This window comes from Cohnella thermotolerans DSM 17683, assembly GCF_000429825.1.
Lineage (GTDB): Bacteria > Bacillota > Bacilli > Paenibacillales > Paenibacillaceae > Cohnella > Cohnella thermotolerans.
Genome location: NZ_AUCP01000048.1, coordinates 18,209 through 37,496, shown reverse-complemented (window position 1 = coordinate 37,496; position 19,288 = coordinate 18,209). Strand labels below are relative to the sequence as shown.

The 19,288-nt window shown below is 61.0% G+C and carries 18 protein-coding genes; 1 reads left to right on the top strand and 17 read right to left on the bottom strand.

Annotated elements, in window-relative coordinates; translation table 11 throughout:
* The 8 genes from G485_RS0110085 to G485_RS25890 all read right to left on the bottom strand — a co-directional run bounded on the left by G485_RS0110085 (nt 1) and on the right by G485_RS25890 (nt 9,669).
* Nucleotides 1-2,070 carry a bifunctional rhamnulose-1-phosphate aldolase/short-chain dehydrogenase gene (locus G485_RS0110085; RefSeq protein WP_027092455.1) on the bottom strand — a complete coding sequence of 690 codons (2,070 nt, stop codon included), beginning with the start codon at nt 2,068-2,070 and terminating at the stop codon, nt 1-3.
* Nucleotides 2,071-2,300: 230 nt separating this feature from the next.
* A complete protein-coding gene (locus G485_RS0110080; protein ID WP_156922247.1) occupies nt 2,301-3,371 on the bottom strand; it encodes a hypothetical protein in 1,071 nt (356 codons plus the stop codon).
* Nucleotides 3,372-3,434: 63 nt separating this feature from the next.
* Complete coding sequence (locus tag G485_RS0110075) at nt 3,435-4,496, bottom strand: SGNH/GDSL hydrolase family protein (protein ID WP_084423238.1); 1,062 nt, start codon at nt 4,494-4,496, stop codon at nt 3,435-3,437.
* A gap of 45 nt (nt 4,497-4,541) precedes the next feature.
* The gene (locus tag G485_RS0110070) at nt 4,542-5,423 is read right to left on the bottom strand and encodes a carbohydrate ABC transporter permease (protein WP_035155553.1); all 882 of its coding nucleotides are present in this window, start codon (nt 5,421-5,423) and stop codon (nt 4,542-4,544) included.
* Complete coding sequence (locus G485_RS0110065) at nt 5,416-6,312, bottom strand: carbohydrate ABC transporter permease (RefSeq protein WP_205620137.1); 897 nt, start codon at nt 6,310-6,312, stop codon at nt 5,416-5,418. Before G485_RS0110065 ends, G485_RS0110070 begins: the two co-directional genes overlap by 8 nt.
* A gap of 98 nt (nt 6,313-6,410) precedes the next feature.
* Nucleotides 6,411-7,796: an ABC transporter substrate-binding protein gene (locus G485_RS25895; RefSeq protein WP_051318157.1), complete on the bottom strand. Its 1,386-nt coding sequence runs from the start codon at nt 7,794-7,796 to the stop codon at nt 6,411-6,413.
* A 233-nt stretch (nt 7,797-8,029) separates the two neighbouring features.
* Nucleotides 8,030-8,785, bottom strand: a complete 756-nt coding sequence (locus tag G485_RS0110055) for an N-acetylmannosamine-6-phosphate 2-epimerase (protein ID WP_240489115.1) — start codon at nt 8,783-8,785, stop codon at nt 8,030-8,032.
* Nucleotides 8,782-9,669 (bottom strand): Gfo/Idh/MocA family protein, encoded by an 888-nt coding sequence (locus tag G485_RS25890; protein WP_051318156.1) that lies wholly within the window; start codon nt 9,667-9,669, stop codon nt 8,782-8,784. The genes G485_RS0110055 and G485_RS25890 overlap by 4 nt, the downstream gene beginning before the upstream one ends.
* Nucleotides 9,670-9,811: 142 nt before the next feature.
* On the opposite strand from G485_RS25890, the gene G485_RS0110045 reads away from it, so the two are divergent.
* Complete coding sequence (locus G485_RS0110045) at nt 9,812-11,368, top strand: DUF4127 family protein (protein ID WP_027092449.1); 1,557 nt, start codon at nt 9,812-9,814, stop codon at nt 11,366-11,368.
* 38 nt (nt 11,369-11,406) lie between these two features.
* On the opposite strand, the gene G485_RS0110040 is transcribed toward G485_RS0110045, so the two are convergent.
* From G485_RS0110040 to G485_RS0109995, 9 genes are all read right to left on the bottom strand, one after another.
* Nucleotides 11,407-12,219 (bottom strand): MBL fold metallo-hydrolase, encoded by an 813-nt coding sequence (locus tag G485_RS0110040; protein ID WP_027092448.1) that lies wholly within the window; start codon nt 12,217-12,219, stop codon nt 11,407-11,409.
* 49 nt (nt 12,220-12,268) lie between these two features.
* Nucleotides 12,269-13,360, bottom strand: a complete 1,092-nt coding sequence (locus G485_RS0110035) for a Gfo/Idh/MocA family protein (RefSeq protein WP_027092447.1) — start codon at nt 13,358-13,360, stop codon at nt 12,269-12,271.
* Between the two features lie 14 nt (nt 13,361-13,374).
* Entirely contained in the window at nt 13,375-14,343 is a 969-nt protein-coding gene (locus G485_RS25885; protein ID WP_035155549.1) for an ROK family protein, read from the bottom strand.
* A gap of 24 nt (nt 14,344-14,367) precedes the next feature.
* On the bottom strand, nt 14,368-15,945 hold the full coding sequence (locus G485_RS0110025) for an FAD-dependent oxidoreductase (protein ID WP_027092446.1): 1,578 nt from the start codon (nt 15,943-15,945) through the stop codon (nt 14,368-14,370).
* A gap of 150 nt (nt 15,946-16,095) precedes the next feature.
* Nucleotides 16,096-16,965, bottom strand: coding sequence for a MurR/RpiR family transcriptional regulator (locus G485_RS0110020; RefSeq protein WP_027092445.1), 870 nt, complete (start codon nt 16,963-16,965; stop codon nt 16,096-16,098).
* 55 nt (nt 16,966-17,020) lie between these two features.
* Nucleotides 17,021-17,299: a hypothetical protein gene (locus G485_RS0110015; protein WP_027092444.1), complete on the bottom strand. Its 279-nt coding sequence runs from the start codon at nt 17,297-17,299 to the stop codon at nt 17,021-17,023.
* A complete protein-coding gene (locus tag G485_RS0110010; protein ID WP_027092443.1) occupies nt 17,296-17,787 on the bottom strand; it encodes a cysteine hydrolase family protein in 492 nt (163 codons plus the stop codon). Before G485_RS0110010 ends, G485_RS0110015 begins: the two co-directional genes overlap by 4 nt.
* Entirely contained in the window at nt 17,784-18,605 is an 822-nt protein-coding gene (locus G485_RS0110005) for an AAC(3) family N-acetyltransferase (RefSeq protein WP_027092442.1), read from the bottom strand. Before G485_RS0110005 ends, G485_RS0110010 begins: the two co-directional genes overlap by 4 nt.
* A gap of 159 nt (nt 18,606-18,764) precedes the next feature.
* Entirely contained in the window at nt 18,765-19,271 is a 507-nt protein-coding gene (locus G485_RS0109995) for a cyclase family protein (protein WP_240489113.1), read from the bottom strand.
* Nucleotides 19,272-19,288: the final 17 nt, after the last annotated feature.

Below are 19,288 nucleotides of genomic sequence, written 5' to 3'. Positions count from 1 at the left end.
TTATCGGGTGAAAGCCGCCGGCACGCCGCCGTCGATCGTCAGCATGCAGCCCGTCGTCTTGGACGCTTTGGACGAAGCGAAGAAGGCGACGCCTTCGGCGATGTCCCGCGGGTAAATGTTGACGAGCAGCGTCGTGCGCTTGCGGTAGTATTCTTCCAGTTGATCCGGCTCGATGCCGTAAGCGGCCGCCCGCTCGTTGCGCCAGCTGCTGTTCCAGATGGCGGAGCCTTGCAGGATCGCGTCCGGCAGGATCGTGTTGACGCGGATGCCGTGCTCGCCGCCTTCCGCCGCTATGCAGCGCGCCAGATGCGCTTCCAGCGCCTTGGCCGAGCTGTAGGCGGTGACGTTCTTGCCGGCGTAGACGGAGTTTTTGGAGCCGATGAACACCATGCTGCCGCCGATCGCTTGCGTCTTCATGATCTTGAACGCTTCGCGCGCCACGAGGAAATAGCCGGTGCCGAGCACGTTCATGTTCAGGTTCCATTCCTTCAGCGACGTTTCGTCGAACGGGCTGGACGTCGCGAGGCCCGCGTTGTTGACGATGATGTCGACGCCGCCGTAGGTGAGCGCGGTGAGCGCGTAAGCCGCCTGCACCGCTTCTTCGTTCGTTACGTCCATTTTAACGGCGATCGCGCGGTTGTCGCCATGCTTGGCGTTGATTTCGGCGGCCACCTTCTCCGCGCCTTCCAGGTTCAGGTCGGCCAGCACGACGTGCGCGCCTTCGGACACGAGCCGGCGGGCCGTCTCGCTGCCGATGCCGCCTGCGCCGCCCGTAATGAACGCGACTTGACGGGAAAATTCCGCTTCCGGCGGAGCCAGCGTCAGCTTGTAAAGCTCCAGCGGCCAATATTCGACGTTGTACGATTCGTTCTCGCTGAGCGAGACGAAGTTGCCCAGGGCGGTCGCGCCGCGCATGACGGCGATCGCGCGGTGGTACAGGGCCCCGCTCACTTGAGCGTTGGCCCAGCTCTTGCCGGTGTTGATCATGCCGACGCCGGGGATCAGGATGACGCGCGGCGCCGCTTCGAACATGACGTCGCCTTCGTTTTTGTTGCGTTCGAAGTAAGCTTTGTACTGCTCTTTGTATTCGGCGATGCTTTGTTTCAGAATCGCTTTCAAGCCTTCGACGTCGTCCGCGTTCGGCGTCCAGTCGACGAAGAGCGGCACGACCTTCGTGTGCACGAGATGGTCCGGACAAGCGGCGCCGACCTGGGACAGCTTCGGAGAATTCTCGCCGCCGACGAAGGCGAGCACGTCGTCCTGATCGTCGAAGGTGAGGATCATTTTCTTCGCGTCGCTGACGGCGCCGCGGATGACCGGCATCACTTCGGCCGCGATGGCGCGCCGGGCTTCCGCCGGCAGAGGCGCGTGCCTGACGCCGCCGAACAGCTTCTTCTCGTCGATGCGGGCTTCGATGTAAGCTTCCGCTTCGCTGATGATTTTGATCGTCTGCGCGTACGCTTCCTCCGACGTGTCGCCCCAGGTGACGAGGCCGTGCTTCTCCATCAGCACGAGCTCGGCCTTCGGGTTGGCGAGCACGGCTTGCGCGATCATTTTGGACAGCGTGAAGCCCGGGCGGACGTACGGAACCCATACGAAGCGGTCGCCGAAAATTTCCTTGGCCAACTCCTTGCCGTTGTCCGCGCAGCACAGGCTGATGATGGAATCCGGGTGGGTGTGGTCGACATGCTTGAACGGGAGGAAAGCGTGCAGCAGCGTCTCGATCGAAGCGCGCGGATGCTTGGCGTCGATCATGCAGTTCGCCAGATATGCGACCATGTCTTCGTCCGTCATCGCGTCGAGCTCGAACAGCGGACGGATGTCGTCCATGCGCAGACCGGTGAAATGGCCGGCCTTCATCGTCGCAAGGTCGGAGCCGCTGCCTTTGACGTACATCACTTCCACGTCGCGGCCGCGGAAATCCTTGACGACCGTCTTGCTCGACGTGTTGCCGCCGCCCCAGTTGCAGACGCGCCGATCCGCGCCGATAAGGTTCGAGCGGTAGACGAGCAGGTCGAGATCGCTCTGCAGTTGCGAAGCTTTCGAAAAATCCCACAAGCTTTGTACCATGAATAAGACCTCCGGATGTTTGGTTTTATTTTTGTTTTTGCTTATTTGGATTATATCATCTTTGTTTATTTTTGAATATCCGTTTTCAAACAAAAACAAAAATAAAACGGAGTTGTCCATTCCCTTTCACCATGCCCGAAGAACGCGACGGCGGATCGAAATCAACAAACGGCGGCGCCAGGGAGTTGATCCCTGCGCCGCCCGCAAGAAGCCGTTCGTCTGGATTCCGATTATTTGGGCTCGTTGGTGAAGTAGATGACCTGCGGCCCGGCGGAGCCTCCGGTCAGGCTCATCTCGGAGCTGAACAGGCCGCCGTTCGGGTTCACCTTGAAATCGGTAATATGCCAAGCGTTCTCCCAACTGACGAAGCCCGACTGGTACAGTTGTTTGTTCCACAGCAGCGCGAAATGACCGTAGCCGCCGGACGGGTTAAGATACAAGCTGCCGGTGCGGCGCTCGTGCAAGCTGTTCGTAACGCGCACGCCGAAACGGTACATGACGCCGTAATTGCCGTTGTTGATGACGGTCTTGCCGCCGACGGCGTCCCATCCTTCCTCGTATTCGCCCGGCATGCTGTCGCTCCATTGGCCGTAAGCGGCCGAATCCACCCGCAGGAAGGCGTTGCCCGTCGCCGTATCGTAGCGGATCAGACCGAACCTGTCAAAGTGGGGGAACGTTCCGCGCGTATGTGAATCCTCCGGCAGAACGGCGATCTGATCGGGATGCTCGGGCGGTGCGTCGTAACTCAAGGTGGTGACCGTCACTTGCGCCGGCCTGTTCCCTTGCTTCGTTAACGCCTCGAACTGCACGATGCCGCTGTTCGTTATTTCCGGTTCGGTCGGCTTCGACACGTAATAGCTCTGTCCCGGTTCCAGCGCGGCGGCCAAGCGCTTGTCGTTCTGGCTGTTCAGGAAGTCGGCAAGCGCGTTCTGGCCGGCGACGTCCACGTACAAGTTCGTGCCGATCCCGCTGCCCTTCGTGTAGAGCTTTACCGTCTGGTTCGACGTGTTGGTGACGGCGACGCCGACGGCATAGATGGAGGAAGAAGTATTCTGATGATGCCAAAATACCCGAAATTCACCCTCCACCCGATCCCGGTACAACGCCCCGGTTCCGGAGATCGTCTCCGGGGAATCGCTCAGAATGAGCTTGCCCCCCGTTCCGTACAGCTGCGGCTTCTCCAGATGCACCGCCGGTTGCAGAGAAGCGACGGGCACGGTCGCCGAATCGGCGAATACGGCGGATGCGCCGAATAACCCTGCCGCCATCGCTATGCTGACGATCATTTTACGTCTCATCATTCATCCCCTCGCTTCGTCATGGAATGGATCGAACCGAACAAGCCGTGTCTCTGCCGTCGTCCGTTACGAGCCGACTCGGCACAATTGCCGCAGAACGGACGTCAAATATTCGGCCATCCGGGAGAAACCCAGGTCGGTCGGATGAACGCCGTCCACCGTGCATTCATGGAAGTCGGGTCCGAGCAGCGAGTCGCCGTCGAGCAAGTAGATCCGCTCGTCTCCTCCCTCCCGGCACGCCTGCACCACCTCCGATTGTATGCGCTTTCGCAATTGCCTCAATTCGAACAGTTCGCGGTCGATCACCTCCCTCGCGAATCGAATTTGCGGCAGCACCGCGATCGGCACGTCGGGATGCCGGCCGCGGAAGATCCGGATGAATTCGGGCAGCGTGCTCCGGAACAGCTCCGGACTGACGCTATTGGCTTCATAGTCGAGAACGAGAAGCCCCGGATTCGGAATCCCGCTGATGATGCGGGCCACTTCCGCCTCGCCTTTCCCGTTGCCGGAGAACCCAAGGTTAATCACTTCGGCGTTCAGCTTCCGGCTCACGATATTCGGATAAGCCATTCCGGGTCTCGCGGCGCAGCCTCCCTGCGTAATGGACGTGCCGTAGATGACGATCCGTTCGCGGATGGCGAACGGCGGCGGCGCAGCCGCCTCAGCGCCCGCATCCAGTCCGATCAGCACTTCTTCGACGCCTTGATAGAGAGGGAAATACAACGTTACCGGACGGAGCACGGGCTCTAGCTTGTCGTACAGGACGCATTCGTATTCCGTTCGCGTATGGTCGTATTTGGTTGTGTTCACGTAGGTCATCTCCCCGAACGCTTCGATATAGCAGTCGAAGCCGCACTGCCCCGTAGCCGGCATATGGCTCATATTCGCCGCCCCGGCGAGCTTGACCTTAAGCGCCAACCGAGCGGAATTCGTCCGGAAGCGGATCTGCCCTCCCGCGGTGCAATTCGCCAGTTCGTCGACCGCCGGAGGCAGCGGGAAGCCGGGGGCAAGCGGCAGCCGGCGGTACCGCCTCTCCTTCTCCCACCATGGAAATCCGGCGATCTGGAACGGCTCGCTCATAGGAGAGTGCCAAGCCAGTTCCGTATCCTTATCCGTATTCGGGTTCATGCCGATGTCTGACGCCTCCTTCTCCTAATGAATGCCGCTTCCCGTTCAGCCTTTGACCGCGCCGACCATGCCGTTGATGAACTGCTTCTGCAGCACGAGAAATATGAGCACGATCGGAATGACGGAGATGATCGTTCCCGCGGCGATGTAGGGGAAATTGTACGCGAGAGTGCTGTTCAAATATTTCAGCGCCGGACCGAGCGGATAATGGGCTCTGTCGTCGAGGACGATGACCGGCCAGATCAGGCTGTTCCAGAACGCCATAAAGTCGAAGATCACAACGGTCGCAATCGCCGGCCGAATCATCGGAACGATGATCTGCGCGAAAATTCGGAATTCGCTCGCGCCGTCGATTCTGGCGGAATGATCCATGTCGTTCGGCACCGTAATGAACGCCTGGCGAAGCAGGAAGACGTTGAAGATGCTGATCGCCGAAGGCAGCACAACGCCCAGCATCGTATTGTACAGCCCCAGCGACTGGATCGTCAGGAAGTTGACGATCATGCCGGCGGCATTGGGCAGAATCATCGTGCTGACCATCGTGAAGAAGATCGCATTGCGGCCCGGGAAGCGAAGCCTCGCCAGCGGATACGCCGTCACCGTGCACAGCATCAGGTTCAAGCCGACGCCCATCGCCGTCATGTAGACCGTATTGCCGATATAGGTCCATAACGGCATGATATGGAAGACGTCGATGAAATTTTGGAACGTAATGGGGTTCGGGATGAATTGCGGCGGATACGCATAGACGTTGTCCCCGGTCTTGAGCGCCGTCGCGAGCAGCCACAAGAACGGGCCCAGCGTAACGCAGGTCGTCAGCAGCAGCAAAGGATAAATGACGATCGCCTGCAAGATCTTCTTCTTCGTCCACTTCTCCGCCCGGATGGTGGGAGGGGCTGCGGACACGACGGAGGCAGGCTCACTCATAATAGGTCAACCCTCCTCTTCTCGTGTACCGGAACATAACGATGGAGATGGCCATGATGATGATCGAGACGAGCAGGCCGATCGTGGCCGAATATCCGAACTCGAAGTCTTTGAACGCCACTTTGTAGGAATAGACGCTGGTCGTGATCGTCGAATAGGCGGGATCGCCGAGTTCGCCGTGCATGACGAACACCTCGTCGAATACATGAATCGCCCCCATGACGGATATGAGGGAGCACAGGAGGACGAACGGCATCAGCAGAGGGATCGTGATATGCCGGACGGTTCTCCACCAGCCCGCCCCGTCGATGCGGGCCGACTCCACCAGCTCGGCCGGAATCGACTGAAGGCCGGCGAGATAGATCATCATGTAGTAGCCCAAGCCTTTCCACACCGTCACGATCATGACGCCAAGCAGCGCCAGCTTCGTCTCGATCATGAACACGATCGGCTCGCGCACGATATGAAGCTTGAGCAGGAAGAAATTCAGAATCCCCTGCTCCTCGTATACCCACTTCCATGCGATCGCCGCCGCGACCATCGACGTAACGACCGGCACGAAGTAAGCGACCCGGAAGAAATGGACGAATTTGAGCTTGTTGTTAACGAGCACGGCCATCAGAATGGACAAGATCTGAAGAACCGGAACGACCAGCACGTAGAGAAGGGAATGCTTCAGCGCCAGACCGAAGGTCGAATCCGAGAACGCCCGCTTGAAATTGTCCCATCCGACCCAATGGGTCGAGTCGATGACCGAATAGTCGGTGAAGGCGAGCGGCAGGCCGCGAACAATCGGATAAAACGTAAAAGTCAGCAGCAGCACGCAACCGGGGATCAACAGGAGATAAGCGAATCCGGCTTGGCGTCTCATGAGCTTGTTGGAGAACAAGAATGATCACCCCCGCATAATGGAACGGTCCGCTCGGCCGGACCGGCGGGAGCGGGACTCAGCCCGCTCCCGCCGAGCCTCGGCGAGACGTTCGTTCGTCAGCCGCCCGCCGCATTGACTTCATCCAGCAGCTTCTGGGCGGCCGCTTCCGATTCGGAGAGGTACTGTTCGGGCGTCATCTGGCCGAGAAGCATCTTCTGCCAATTTTTCCAAAGCGGCTCCAGTATTTTGCCTTCGTCCTTTACGCCCAGCGTGAAGTCTTGCGCATTCGCCGCTTCCTCGGCGGTAATGATCTTCGTCTTGGACTCCGGATCGTCTCCGGCTTGCGAGAAGAACGGATCGGCCGCCGCCTTCTTGGTGGAGGGCAAAATGTTGACGATCTTGCAGAACTCGAGCTGCGATTCGTCGTTGGTCATGAAGTTGGCGAGCGCGATCGCTTCTTTATGGTTCTTGCTCGCCGAAGGCACGACCAGGTTCATCAGACCGGCGTGGTATTTGCCGGTTTTCATCGCGGGCATCTTCGCCACCAGCGTGTTGTCGTACACTTTCTTGGCGTTGGTTTTCACGCGGCTCAGGAAGGCGGCGCCGGTCGTCAGCGTGGCGATCTGGCCCGACTGGTATTTGTCGGTGGCGTAGTTGGCGTCCGCAGACAAGCTTTCCTTCGGCACGATCTTCTGGTCGTACAGCTCCTTGTTCCATTTGACCCATTCCAGCGCTTCCGGCGTGTTGATGATCATCTTTTTCTTGTCTTCGCTAATCATGGGCACGCCGGAGAAGTAAAGATCGGCCGGCGGGTTGTAGGTAGGGACGAAGCCGTATTTGCCCGTCTTCTCTTTGATCGTAATGGCCTGCTGCTTCAGTTCCTCCCAGGTGGTCGGCGGCTTGTTCGGATCGAGGCCCGCTTTCTCGTAAATTTCCTTATTGTAAATAAAGGCGTTCAGCCCGTAATACCAGGGGAAAGCGTAGACGCTGTCGCCAAGCTTGGCGGAATTGTACAGACTTTCGAAGTAGATCGACCGCTGCTCTTCCGTCGCTTCCTTGTTCATATCGACCAGCGCGTTCTTGCCGGCCAGCGTCATCGTCATGCCGGTGTTCAGGTTGACGACGTCGGGGGCGTTGCCGCCGGCGATCGACGTCAGCAGTTTGTTCTCCATCGCGTCGTACGGCAGATCCGTCCATTTGACCTTGACGCCCGGGTTCTCGTCTTCGAACTTCCGGATTCGCCCATTGATGTAGTCGTCGAAATTCGGGCTGAGCGAGATGGTCCAAAATTGCAGCGTGATGTCCTTCTTCGCTTCGGCGCTCGGGCTGGCCGAAGCGGATGACGATCCGGATGGCGCAGACGACGCGGTCGGTGACCCCTTGGCCGATTCGCTCGGATTGGCGGTGTTGCCGTTGTCGCTCTTGCCGCCGCAAGCCGAGATCATCGAGACGGCGACGGCGCCGACGGCCAGCAAGGCGGGAATTCGGATTTTCCTGGTCATGCTTGTCCCTCTCTTCATTTAATAATGGTTGGCACAGCAATGGAACGGAAAAGCGAATTGGAATGACTCTCCAAGCTTGCGGACGAACCGGACGGAAATTTTGGTGTTTTACTCCATGTTTTCTAAATTTTATGACGATTATATCCACACTATAATATGGGGATCGAATCCAAGTCAATGCAAGATTGGAACTTTATTTCTTTGATTTTGTCGAATGGAAAGATTTATTTATTTCACAAAAACGGGCTGCTCTGCCGATTTTCCAGAATGGCATGAACGAACCTCCGCGCGATCTCCTGCGGCCGTGTAATGGCCGTTCCGACGACGACGGCATACGCTCCGGCGTTCAGGCAAGCTACGCATTGCTCCGGAGTCCAGATGCGGCCTTCGGCCAGCACGGGCGTTCTTCGCAGCGCCGCCAGTCTGGCGACCAGCTCCACGTCCGGCTTCTCCTGCTGCAGGCTGTACGGGGTATAGCCGGACAGGGTCGTCGAGACCGCGTCCACGCCCATATCCATGGCGGCCGCTCCTTCTTCGTAGGTGGAGACGTCCGCCACCAGAACGGCCTCCGGCAGCAGCTCGCGGATTCGGGCGACGAATTGTTCCGTCGTCTCCCCGTTCGGTCTGGACAATCGCGTCGCGTCGAATGCCACCATGTCGGCTCCCGCCTCCCAAATCTCGCGGACCTCGCGCAGCGTCGGCGTAATGTAAGCTTCAGCGCCGGGATACTGCTTCTTGTACAGGCCGATGACCGGCAGCCTCGACTTCTTCTTGATCGCGCGGATGTCTTGAGGGGTGTTGGCCCGGATCGCGACGGCGCCTCCTTCTTCCGCCGCCGACGCCATCAACGCCATCGTCTCCGATCCGAACAGCGGCTCTCCCTCCAACGCCTGGCAAGACACGATCAATCCGTGCTTCAGCCCGGAGAGGAGCGGATGCGGCGTCAACCCGCCTTTTTCCGTCATGGAGTTCCCGTTCTCGTTCGTCATACGCGGCGGATCTCGCCTCCATTCTCGCTGGTCCGCGTCCTCTCTCCGTGCGGAAGCTGCACCCACTGATAAGGAGCCGCCATCGCCCGGAGCCCGTATTCGATGACGGTGACGATCGCGATCGTCTCGCCCTCCGGCACCTCCGGTTCCCCGGTCTCGAAGAACGCCAGCAGCTTGCGGACGAAACGGTCGAAATAATCCGATTCGGGCTTCGCCACCTTCGCTTGGCCGGAAGTGTACGCGACCGCTATCTGAAAAGGGCAGTCCCAGCCCATTTGATGAACCGCCGCCTGCCTTCCGTCCGCGAATCCGATGAGCAGTGCCGGGGCGTTCGGCGTGCCGACCGACATGACTCTTGTCGGTTCGCCGCCCATCAGCGAGACGATCGGCTCGATCTGGTGGATGGCATAATGGTTGAACGAACCCGGGCCTATGCTGCAGACATTCTCGATCCCTTGCCGGTCCATCCCGGCGTATTCGTCGGCGAATCGGAGCGCAGAGCAGGAATACAACGGGGTGCCGTGCTCGCGAGCCCGCGCGAACATCGCTTGGGCCGTCATCCGGTCGGGAGCGAACGTCTTGTCGACGTAGGTCGGTTTGCCGGATTGCAAGGCGAGCCGCGACAGCTCTTCGTGCTGCTCCGGGTGATCCGGGGACAAGACGACGATCGCGTCGCTGGCGTCCACGAGCTCCTCGATCGACGGCAGCAGCCGAATGCCGTGCCGGCTGCACCATTCGGCATTGCTGCGGCCGTTCGGCGAATCCGTCTTGCCATACGCATAGACGACGGACGCCGCGCCGGCCGATGCCCGCTCGATCCATGCCGGATAGTGCTCGGCATGCCATTCATCCAGAAAATAATCGATGAAGCCGATTTTTTTCATCCAACTGGCCTCCTTCTTGTCGAATCCGGCTAGGATCTTCGCTTATATAGGCGAAATATTCCTCCATATATGACTATAATATTGGAGAATTCATTCTATATGTGTGCTATAATTAAGCAAAAAATGTGACAGGAGGCTCCGCATGGCCCGAATCGTATATGTCCCGTTGGATGAACGACCGTGTAACGCCAAATTCCCGCTGCAGATCGCTTCGGCTACCGATCTGGAGGTCGAAGCGCCCCCTTCCGCTCTCCTGGGACGGAAGAAGACGCCCGCGGACACGGAAGCGCTGGCCGGCTGGCTGCTTCGGGCAACCGCCGATGCCGATTATTTGCTCGCCTCGGTAGATATGCTCGTATACGGCGGCATCGTGCCTTCCAGGCTTCACCGTCTCCCGGAATCCGAATGCAGGCGCCGCTTGACGACGTTGGCGGAATGCAAACGGAGAAACCCACGGCTGCGAATCTTTGCCTTCAATCTGATCATGAGAGCGCCGGCTTACAACAGCGATGACGAGGAGCCCGACTACTACGCTTCGTACGGCGAGCAGATCGCCCGCATCGGCTGGCTCACGGACAAGCGGTCGCGGGAAGACTTAAGCGGCGACGAGCGGCGGGAATGGGACCGCCTGACGGCGTCGGTGCCGGAAGCCGTCCTGGCGGACTTCGCCGGCCGCCGGCTCGTGAACGCCGCCGTGAACCGAATGGCGGTCGATCTGACGCAAGAGGGCGTCGTCGACTTCCTCGTCATCCCGCTCGACGACAATGCCAAGTACGGGTATAGCTCGATCGAGCAGCGGCAATTGCAGCTGGCGGTCGAAGAGAAGCGGCTTCTGGACCGCATCTACCTGTATCCCGGCGCGGACGAAGTCGGCTGCACGCTGCTGGCCCGGATCTTCTGCGAGTGCTGCCGTTATCAGCCCGAAGTCTATGTCCGCCATTCTTCCGTATCCGGCCCGTTCGCGATGCCCAAATACGAGGATCGCAGTCTGGGCGAGAGCCTCAAAAGCCAGATCGGCGCGGCCGGCGGCTTCATCGGCGATCATGCCGCGAGCGCCGACTTCGTGCTGATGGTTAATTCCCCGCCGGTCGGGCAATCCGCGATGGCGGAAGCTCCGCAGCGGTACGGGGAGCGGCATGCGGCTTATTTCGCCGAGACGAATCTCCGGGAATTCGCGGTCGCCATCCGCCGGTATGCCGATCGGGGCCTGACGGTCGCCCTCGCCGACGTCGCGGTCAGCAACGGCGCGGATGCGCCGCTCATGAAGCTGCTGTCCGGCTCCGGCTTGCTGCCGAAGCTGTCCGCCTACGCGGGGTGGAACACGTCGGGCAATACGCTGGGCACCGCGATCGCCCATGCGATCGTAGAATCCTATTACCGCAAAGCCGGTGTAACCTCGGCGAATCCGAACCGCAAGCGCAACAGCGAAGCGTTCTATCTGTCACGCCTGCTCGAGGACTGGGGCTACCAGTCGGTCATTCGCGCCGAAGTCGCGCAGCAGCTCCCGTCCATCGGCGGCAACTACTTCGACGTCTCCGGCGTTCACGACCGGGTGACGCGCCTGATCCGGTCGAAGATGGAGCAATTCATCGCAGCCTACTGGCAGGATCTGCGGCCGGACAGGGTCAAGCTGGCGCGCGTCGCGATGCCTTGGCTGCGAATGTTCGAGGTCGATGTCGACTTGATTTTGGAGAATTGAGCCCGATCGGATGCTTGCCGGCGGCGGCCGCTCTTCGCTTAAACGCTCAGCACAAAGCCGTCGTAAGCGACTTCGATTCCTTCCGGAGCGAAAATCGACACCAAATCCTCGTGCATCAGCCCGATGTTGTGGGAGAAGTGGGTCGCGACGACTCGGCCGTCCGGTCCGAGCATCCCCTCTCCCTTCATCCGGTCGCGAATGCCCAGCACCGCTTCGACGTTCAGGTGGCCGCCCGTAAACGGAAGCGTTCCGTTCGTGCAGTCCAATATCGCCAGATCGATCCGCCTGCCGCTCAGCCAGGCCCAAGCGTCGTCCGGCAGCGGCCCCGTATCGTGGCCGTAAAACAAGGTCCGCCCGCCCGTCTCGATATAATAGAGCAGGCAGGTCTCCTCCGGATCGTGATTGGCGGGCAGAGCCGTCACCAAGGCGGTTCCGGTGTCGACGGTCTCGAACGGAACGATGCGCCGGACGTCGATCCGCTCGGGATTGGCGTAGCCGACCGCGTCGCGGCATTTCCGGACGGCGGCATCGTGACCGTACACCCTGAGCGGGCGATCCAGCCCGTGCGCGTAGACCGGCATCCGCAGCAGAAGGTCTTCCGCCCGCAAATGATCGAGATGCGTATGGGTAATGAACAGATCCCGGACGCAACCGAGATCGATGCCGTCGCGCAGCACGTGAAGCAGCGTATCCGGCGGAAAATCGATTTTTAGCGTATCGTTCAGGATGACCGAGCTCCGCGTTCGAATGTCGCGGCCTCCCCGCTCCTTCGCCCGCCTGCAATGCTCGCACCGGCAGAACAGCCCCGGATACCCTTCCGCCGCCGCCGTGCCGAGAAAATGAACCTTCATCCGTCTCGCCTCCTAAACCGCAACGAATCGGCCCGACCGGAGCCGTCTGTCAGGCATGCGGCCCGGCGCCCGGCGCGCCTTCATCGAAGCGGATCTCCCGCCCTTGCTCGGCCGATTCGTAAATGCCGCACAATATTTTCATCATCTCGACGCCGTCTTCGACCGGGCTGAGCGTCTCTCTCCGGCCGAAGCAGGCGTCGACGAAATGATCGATCTCCCGGTTGAACCCTTCCGTGAAATGGAAGGTCGGGTGGTCGACCTGCGGCGTTATGTTGAGGATCGTGTCGTACTTCTCGCCCACGATCGCCAGTTCCGGTTCGAGCTCCGCCCCGCCCTTGTCTCCGTAGATTTTGACGGACAGCTCATCCTTGAGCGCATGCAGCGTGAAGCTGACGTCCACCAGCAGGGAAGCCCCGTTCTCGAAGCGGATGACCGCATTCGCCAAGTCTTCGACCGTGTTCTTGCTCGCGTCGTAATCGGCGGCTTTGTAGAACGAGAGGCCTTTGACGTGAGCGCGGTTGCCGAGCCGGTTGTAGACGTTGCCGCTGACGGACCGCACTTTGGGCCGTCCCATCAAGTACCAGCACAGGTCGATGACGTGAACGCCGAGATCGATGAGCGGGCCGCCGCCCGAGCGCTCGCGGTCGGAGAACCAGCCGCCCGGATTGCCCAGTCTGCGCAGGCAGGTCGCTTTGGCATAATAAATCTCGCCCAGCTCGCCCGCTTCCAGGAATTGCTTGACGATCGCGGTGTTGGAGCTGTACCGCCGGACGAAGCCGATCTGCAGACATTTGCCGCTCTTGCGTACGGCTTCCTCCACCCGAAGCGCCTCTTCCACCGTCTTGCACAGCGGCTTCTCCACCAGCACATGCTTGCCCGCTTCCAGCGCCGCGATGCTGATCTCGGCGTGAGAGTTGTTCCACGTGCAGACGCTGACGGCATCCACGGCGGGGTCGGCCAGCAGCTCGCGGTAATCGGCGTACACCTTCGCGGCGCCGTGCTTGTCGGCTTTGGCACGGGCTCTGTCCGCGTTCAAATCGCATACGGCGTAGAGGTTCGTCTCCGGATTCTGTTTGTAGGCGTTCAGATGAGCCTCGGATATCGATCCGGCTCCAATGACGGCCACGTTCAGCTTGTTCACGGTTTCATCGCTCCTTATCTCCAGTGTTCTTGCCGGCTCTCGCCGCAGTCCCACACGAGCGCTCCCGCCCCGACGACGCCCGCATCCGCGCCAAGAGACGCGGCCCGTATCCGGCACGCCCCGCTCATGCCCGGCGTCGTACGAGACCGAACCTCGCGGTTCAGCGCTTCCAGGAAGGCCGGTCCCGCCGCTTCCGGGACGCCGCCTCCGATCACGACGGCTTGCGGATTGAAGGCGTGAATATATCCGGCGACGGCGGCTCCGAGCGCGCGCAGGGCGGTGTCCATCACTCGCGCCGCCGCCGCGTCGCCCGCCAGCCAGGCTCGGACGATGTCCCCGGCGGTCGGCTCCCAGGCGGGCCGGTCCCGAGCGTCCGCCGCCTCCAACGCTTCAAGGCCCAGACGGGCGATTCCCGGTCCGGATGCGTACAGCTCGATGCAGCCGTTGTTGCCGCAGCCGCAGCGCGGACCGTTGAAGTCGACCGGAACGTGCCCCAGCTCCCCGGCGCCCCCGTACGCGCCGCGCACCAAGCGGCCGCCTTCGAAGACGGCGCCGCCGATTCCCGTGCCGAGGGTCAGGCAGACGAAGCTGTCGCATTCCCGGCCGGCTCCGTACAGCTTCTCGGCGACCGCCGCCGCGTTGACGTCGTTGTCGACGTGCGTTCGCTTGCCGAAGCGCTCCTCCGCCAGCCGCCGGATCGGCGTCCCCGTCCAGCCGGGCAGCGTATCGCCGGCGTAGACGACTTCGCCGTTGCGCCAGTCGATCTGGCCTGCGCTGCCGATTCCGATCCCGACGACCGACTCGCCAGGACCGACGGCAGCCATCATGCGCCCGATGCCTTCCAGCATTCGGTCCATCACCTGCTGCGGGCCGGCCTTCGCGTTCGTCGGCACCCGATGCCGGTGCCCGATCCGGCCTTGACGATCGATGGCGGCGAACTGCATTTTCGTCCCGCCGAGATCGACGCCGATCGCCCATTCCATGGCGGCGTTCCCCCCCGTCCTCTCTTAGAATTTCAGGTCTTCCGGCCAGTGCGTCTCGATGCCTGCGGCGCGAATCAGGTTCAGATACGACCGCAGATGCTCCGGGCTATCTCGTACGGCGCGGGGCGTAACCCCGTGCTGCACCGCATAGGCGGCCAGATAGCCGACCGCTTCCCCGATATTCCACTCCGCGGGGTGCAGCCGGTAGCAGCCGTTCGCGACTTGCGTCGTGCCGATGTTCTTGCACCCCGGCAGCACGTTCTCGACCCGGATCGGGAGCAGCGCCCCGAGCGGAATCTCGTAGGGGACGCTCGGAATATAGAACGTGCGGTTCGTCCGCACCGTCGGGTGCACGTCCAGGTGGTAGCTGCCCACCCCTACGCTGTCCTCGTAGCGGCGTATCCCTTCGCTTCCCCGCAGTTCTCGGCTGACGTCGTGCTCCGTCACCGTCCGAACGGCTTTGATTCGCCTCGATTCGCGAATGTAAGGCCGCTTGGCGAGTCCGTCGGCGGTTCCGAGCACGTCCCCGCGAAGCCGGATGCCGGGATAGCCCCGCCCTCCGTCGGGCCTCGGCGCCTCGGTCTGCAGCCAATAGACGAGCGACAGACTGAGCTGTCTGGCGCCTTCGAGGTGCGTCTGTCTCTCCGTCTCGGACACATCGTAGATCGGACCTAGCAAGTAATCGTTGTGACTCCAGTTAATAAGGGTGATGTCGCTTCGGTAGAAGCCTGGCTCGAACAAAGAGGCGTCGATTATGCGGCGGTAAGTCCACAGCGGCATCGGGTCGATGCCGTCGGGCATGAACGAGATCGTTCTCATCTCGTCGGTCTTGCTCGCGTTCGGAATCTTCCAACCGAAGAGCGGATCGCGCGAGTACCCGGGCACGAAGCTGCGCCAGAACTCGTATTGCTCCGGCCGCTCGATCGTGAAGTCGCCGCCTTCGATGCAGTCTACGGCGAACACATGGGTAATCGGCTGGATGTCGAGCGGGTCCGCCGTCGGCGGCGCGTGCGGTTCGCCCGTCTCGCTTCGCGCTTCGGCGCCGGTGACGTACTCGACGCCGGCCAGCGGCAGCACGTCTCCGCATTCGGTCGCATCGATGTAATAGCGGCCCTGCAGCGTCAGAATGCGGCCCGTCTTCTCGCAGCGAACGTCGACCGATTCGGCGAACTCTCCGTTCATGCGGACCCCGACCGGACGGCAATGGTACCTAATCGCGATTTGGCCGCTGCTGACATATGGCGCCATCATGTCTTCCAACACGCGCAGCGCGACCCGCGGCTCGTGGCAGAGCCGGCTTACCCATCCGTTGCCCGGATTGAGCGCCGGGTTGCCGCGGGCTTCGCCCGTGAGCGGATAATGATCGCGATAATAGCGTCGGACCCGTTCGCGAAATTCCCGGTAGCTCCGCGTGCAGCCGAAGCTTTCGATCCAGGGGTGCTCGTCCGGAGGCACCGCCTGGCTAGTCAACTGTCCGCCCAGCCAATCGGTCTCTTCGGTCAGAACGACCTTTCGTCCCGCCTTGGCCGCGGCGAGAGCGGCCATGCAGCCGCCGATTCCGCCGCCCACTACGATGATGTCCGCTGTCTCTCCCATTCTCATCGCCCTTCTCCGAGAGAATTGCTTGACGCCATTATCGTACCACATTATGGATATTTTCTCCACATAAAAATGTTGATAAGAAGAATTTTTCCTCCAAAAAAAGAAAAAAGAACGATTCGCGGCGATCGTTCTCTCGGGTGAAAATGCGATTCAATAAAGCTTGTCGGCCACGGACATCGCAGTCCGCTCCAACGCTTCGGCGGCCGTGTCCAGCTTCATGGACAGCAGCGTCGTCAAGATGTTAAGCAGATGAATCTGCGTGAACTTCGTCGACAAAGCGCCGCCCTCGGTCGGCATCTCGCGGGACGGCACGAGCAGCACCGGATCGGCGTAGGCCGCGATGGGAGAGCGAAGATGGCTCGTCAGGCAGACGACCTCCGCTCCGTTCTTCTTGGCCTGGCGCACCGGATCGACCAGATCACGCGTGCTTCCGGAGGTCGAGATGCCGAAGACGAGATCGCCCTTCCGCACCAGCGCAGCCGACATGGCGATAATGTGCGCGTCGCGGTGCACTTCCACGTTCATGCCGAGCCGCAGCAGCCGATAGTGCAAGTCCAGCGCGGTAATGCCGGAGGAGCCGACGCCGTACACGAGAATGCGGTTCGCCTCGAGCATCTTGCGGATGGCCGCTTTGAGATGATCGACGTTCACGAGATCCAGCGTATTCTTCAGCAGCAGCTCATGCTGCATCGTCAGCTTTCGGGCTACGGTCATCACATCGTCCTCTTCGCCGATCCGCATGTTCGAGATCGAGGGGGCACGGTCGACCAAGTCCTGTGCGACCGAGAGCTTGAATTCGTGAAATCCCCGAAATCCGAGCTTGCGGCAAAACCGGATGACCGACGTCTCCCCGACGCCCGCCTGCTCGGCCAAATCCGTCACGGTGGCGAGCACCGCTTCCTCCGGATTGTTCTTGACGACATCGGCCACTTTCTTCTCGGCTTTCGTAAGCGAGGAATAAACGCTCGATATCATAAGAAGCGTATTCGTCTGTTGCAACCGGGGACCTAGTCTAGCCATGAGCCAACCTCTCTTTTCCTCTGTCATCGTACTCACAGCATAGCCGATCCATAGATCAAAAACAAGCGATATGCTTCATCCTCGATTCGAAAAAAGAAGAATTTCTCCACAATTCACCCTCAATCGCAGCCCCCATCCGAACCGCACTTCGCAGCTTCATAGACCGGGTCGACGACCGACACTCAGCCGTACGCAGACAAGGATGGGGCTTGGAGAGCAGCTCGTATTGGATGACGTGCGCCGGCTTGCCCGCCTTGCCCGCGGTCGGCACGACACCGTGCTCGACGGGGCAATCGGCGGAGACGAGAATATGCGTGTCCTTGTATCCTCTCATCTTGCCGACACCATCGTTTCCACGACAGGATAAGAGATGAAGTTCCGGTCCCGATAAGACGCCGCGATGGCGTCCTCGTACTCGCTCAGGATGCCCCGCTGCAGCATAACCGGCTTGAAGCCGCGCTCGGCGGCCCCGTTGTACGTCGCGAGAACGCAGTGCTGCGCCGCGTAGCCGGAGACGATGACCAAATCCGCGCCCGCTTCCCGCAACAAAGCTTCCAACCCCGTCTGCCAGAAAGCGTTCGAGTACACCTTCTCCACGTGAAGATCGGAAGGTTCCACCCGGACTTCCGGTATGAATCCGAGCCGTTCTTCACCCGCTTCCGCCTCCTCGACGTCACGCACGTGCACGACCGTGTGGCCCCCGCGGCGAAGAAGACCCGCCACGTGGTTGATATGCTCGCACGCCCTCTCCACGTCCATTCGGCTGCGGCCGGGATCGATGAACAGCTTCTGCATATCGATGATCAGCAAAGCCAGCTTCAATACTCTTCCCTCCCTCTCGGATGCGCCTCCAGCCACTCGACGGCGTAATCCACGCAATCGCGCTGCCGGAACAACCTGGCGTCGGCGACGCCGATTTTCCCCTTCGTCACCGGGCGCGCCGACTCGAAATCGTCGCCGATCTCCTCGAACCGGTCCGTGTCGAACGCCACTTCCCGGTACTTTCGCCACACCCGCTCGCCGTTCTCCATCACCGGAGCGCCTTCCCACGTCTGGGGCGGGTTCACCACCCGATTCTCGGCCAGGTGGAACGACGTGTTGCTGTCGTAGGAGACGCCGAGCAGCAGCACTTTGCCGTCCAGATCGTAGATGCGGGCCAGCGGGGATTGCTCCCCCAGCCCGTATTCGAGCGAATGGTCCCGGACGATCCATTCCGCGTCCTTCCCCCATGCCGCGAACGACAAAGCGGGGTGGCCGCTGCGGATTACGCCTTCGTGCGTCCGGAAGCACTCCGGAACGGCGCCCATCCCCCTCGTCGGGGTCACCTTCGGGTCGAAGGCCGGCATCGTCCGGCGGATCGTCTCCCACCACGATTCCGGGACCGGCGGCATCATCCACTTGGACGGTTCCGAATAGTCGCCGGAATGCGTCGGCATGATCAGATTGCCGGCCGGGGTAATCGTCTCCATCAGCGCCCGGACGACGGCGACGGGACCGCCGCACACCCAGCCGATCCGGCTTAACGACGAATGGACGATCAGGGTGTCTCCTTGGGCCACGCCCAGCCTGGCAAGATCGTCCTTCAAGCTTTGAACGGTCATCACCTGCGAACTTCCTAGAATTACGCGTTGCTCGTTCATGCGTTTTCCTCCAACTCCAACTCCGAATCCGACTGCGACTCTTGCTGCGATTGCTGCTTTTCGATTTCGATTCCGGCTCGTCGTTTCATCGCCCCTGGCGCGGGCGCGATCCCCCTGCCCCTGAGGCACGGGGATAAGCCTCAAAATTCTGCCCTTTCGTTACTCGTCCAGCACGGCGATCGCGCGCACCGGTGAGCCGTCGCCGCCCGCGATGCGGAGCGGAAAGCCGTAAAACATAAAATCCGCGCCGGCGGGAATGCGATCCAGCCCGTGCAGCCCGGTGTACGTCACGATCCCTCTGCCGAGCAGCGCCCGCTCCAGCTCCTCCGACAGCTCGCCCCCGACGAACGGAGGCGACAGCTCCGCCAGCCGCTCGAAGCTCTCCATGCCTACGGCGCCTAAGAAAAACAAGCCCCGCCCCGCCGGCCACTCGTCTCCGGGCCGAACGACCCGGGACTTGCCGAAGAACCGTTCCGGCGGCAAGTCGTCGAGCGTGGCGGCCCCGGGATGCATATGGGAAGGGGCGTCGACATGGGTGCCGGTGTGGGAGCCGAGGCTCAGCTTGCGCAGTTCCCACGTATGCCGCTCGTACGTATGCGCCACTTCGACCGCCACCTCGGGATCGCCGGGATAGACGGGCATTCCGTTATAAATAGGTAAAGACAAATCGAAGATTTTCATCC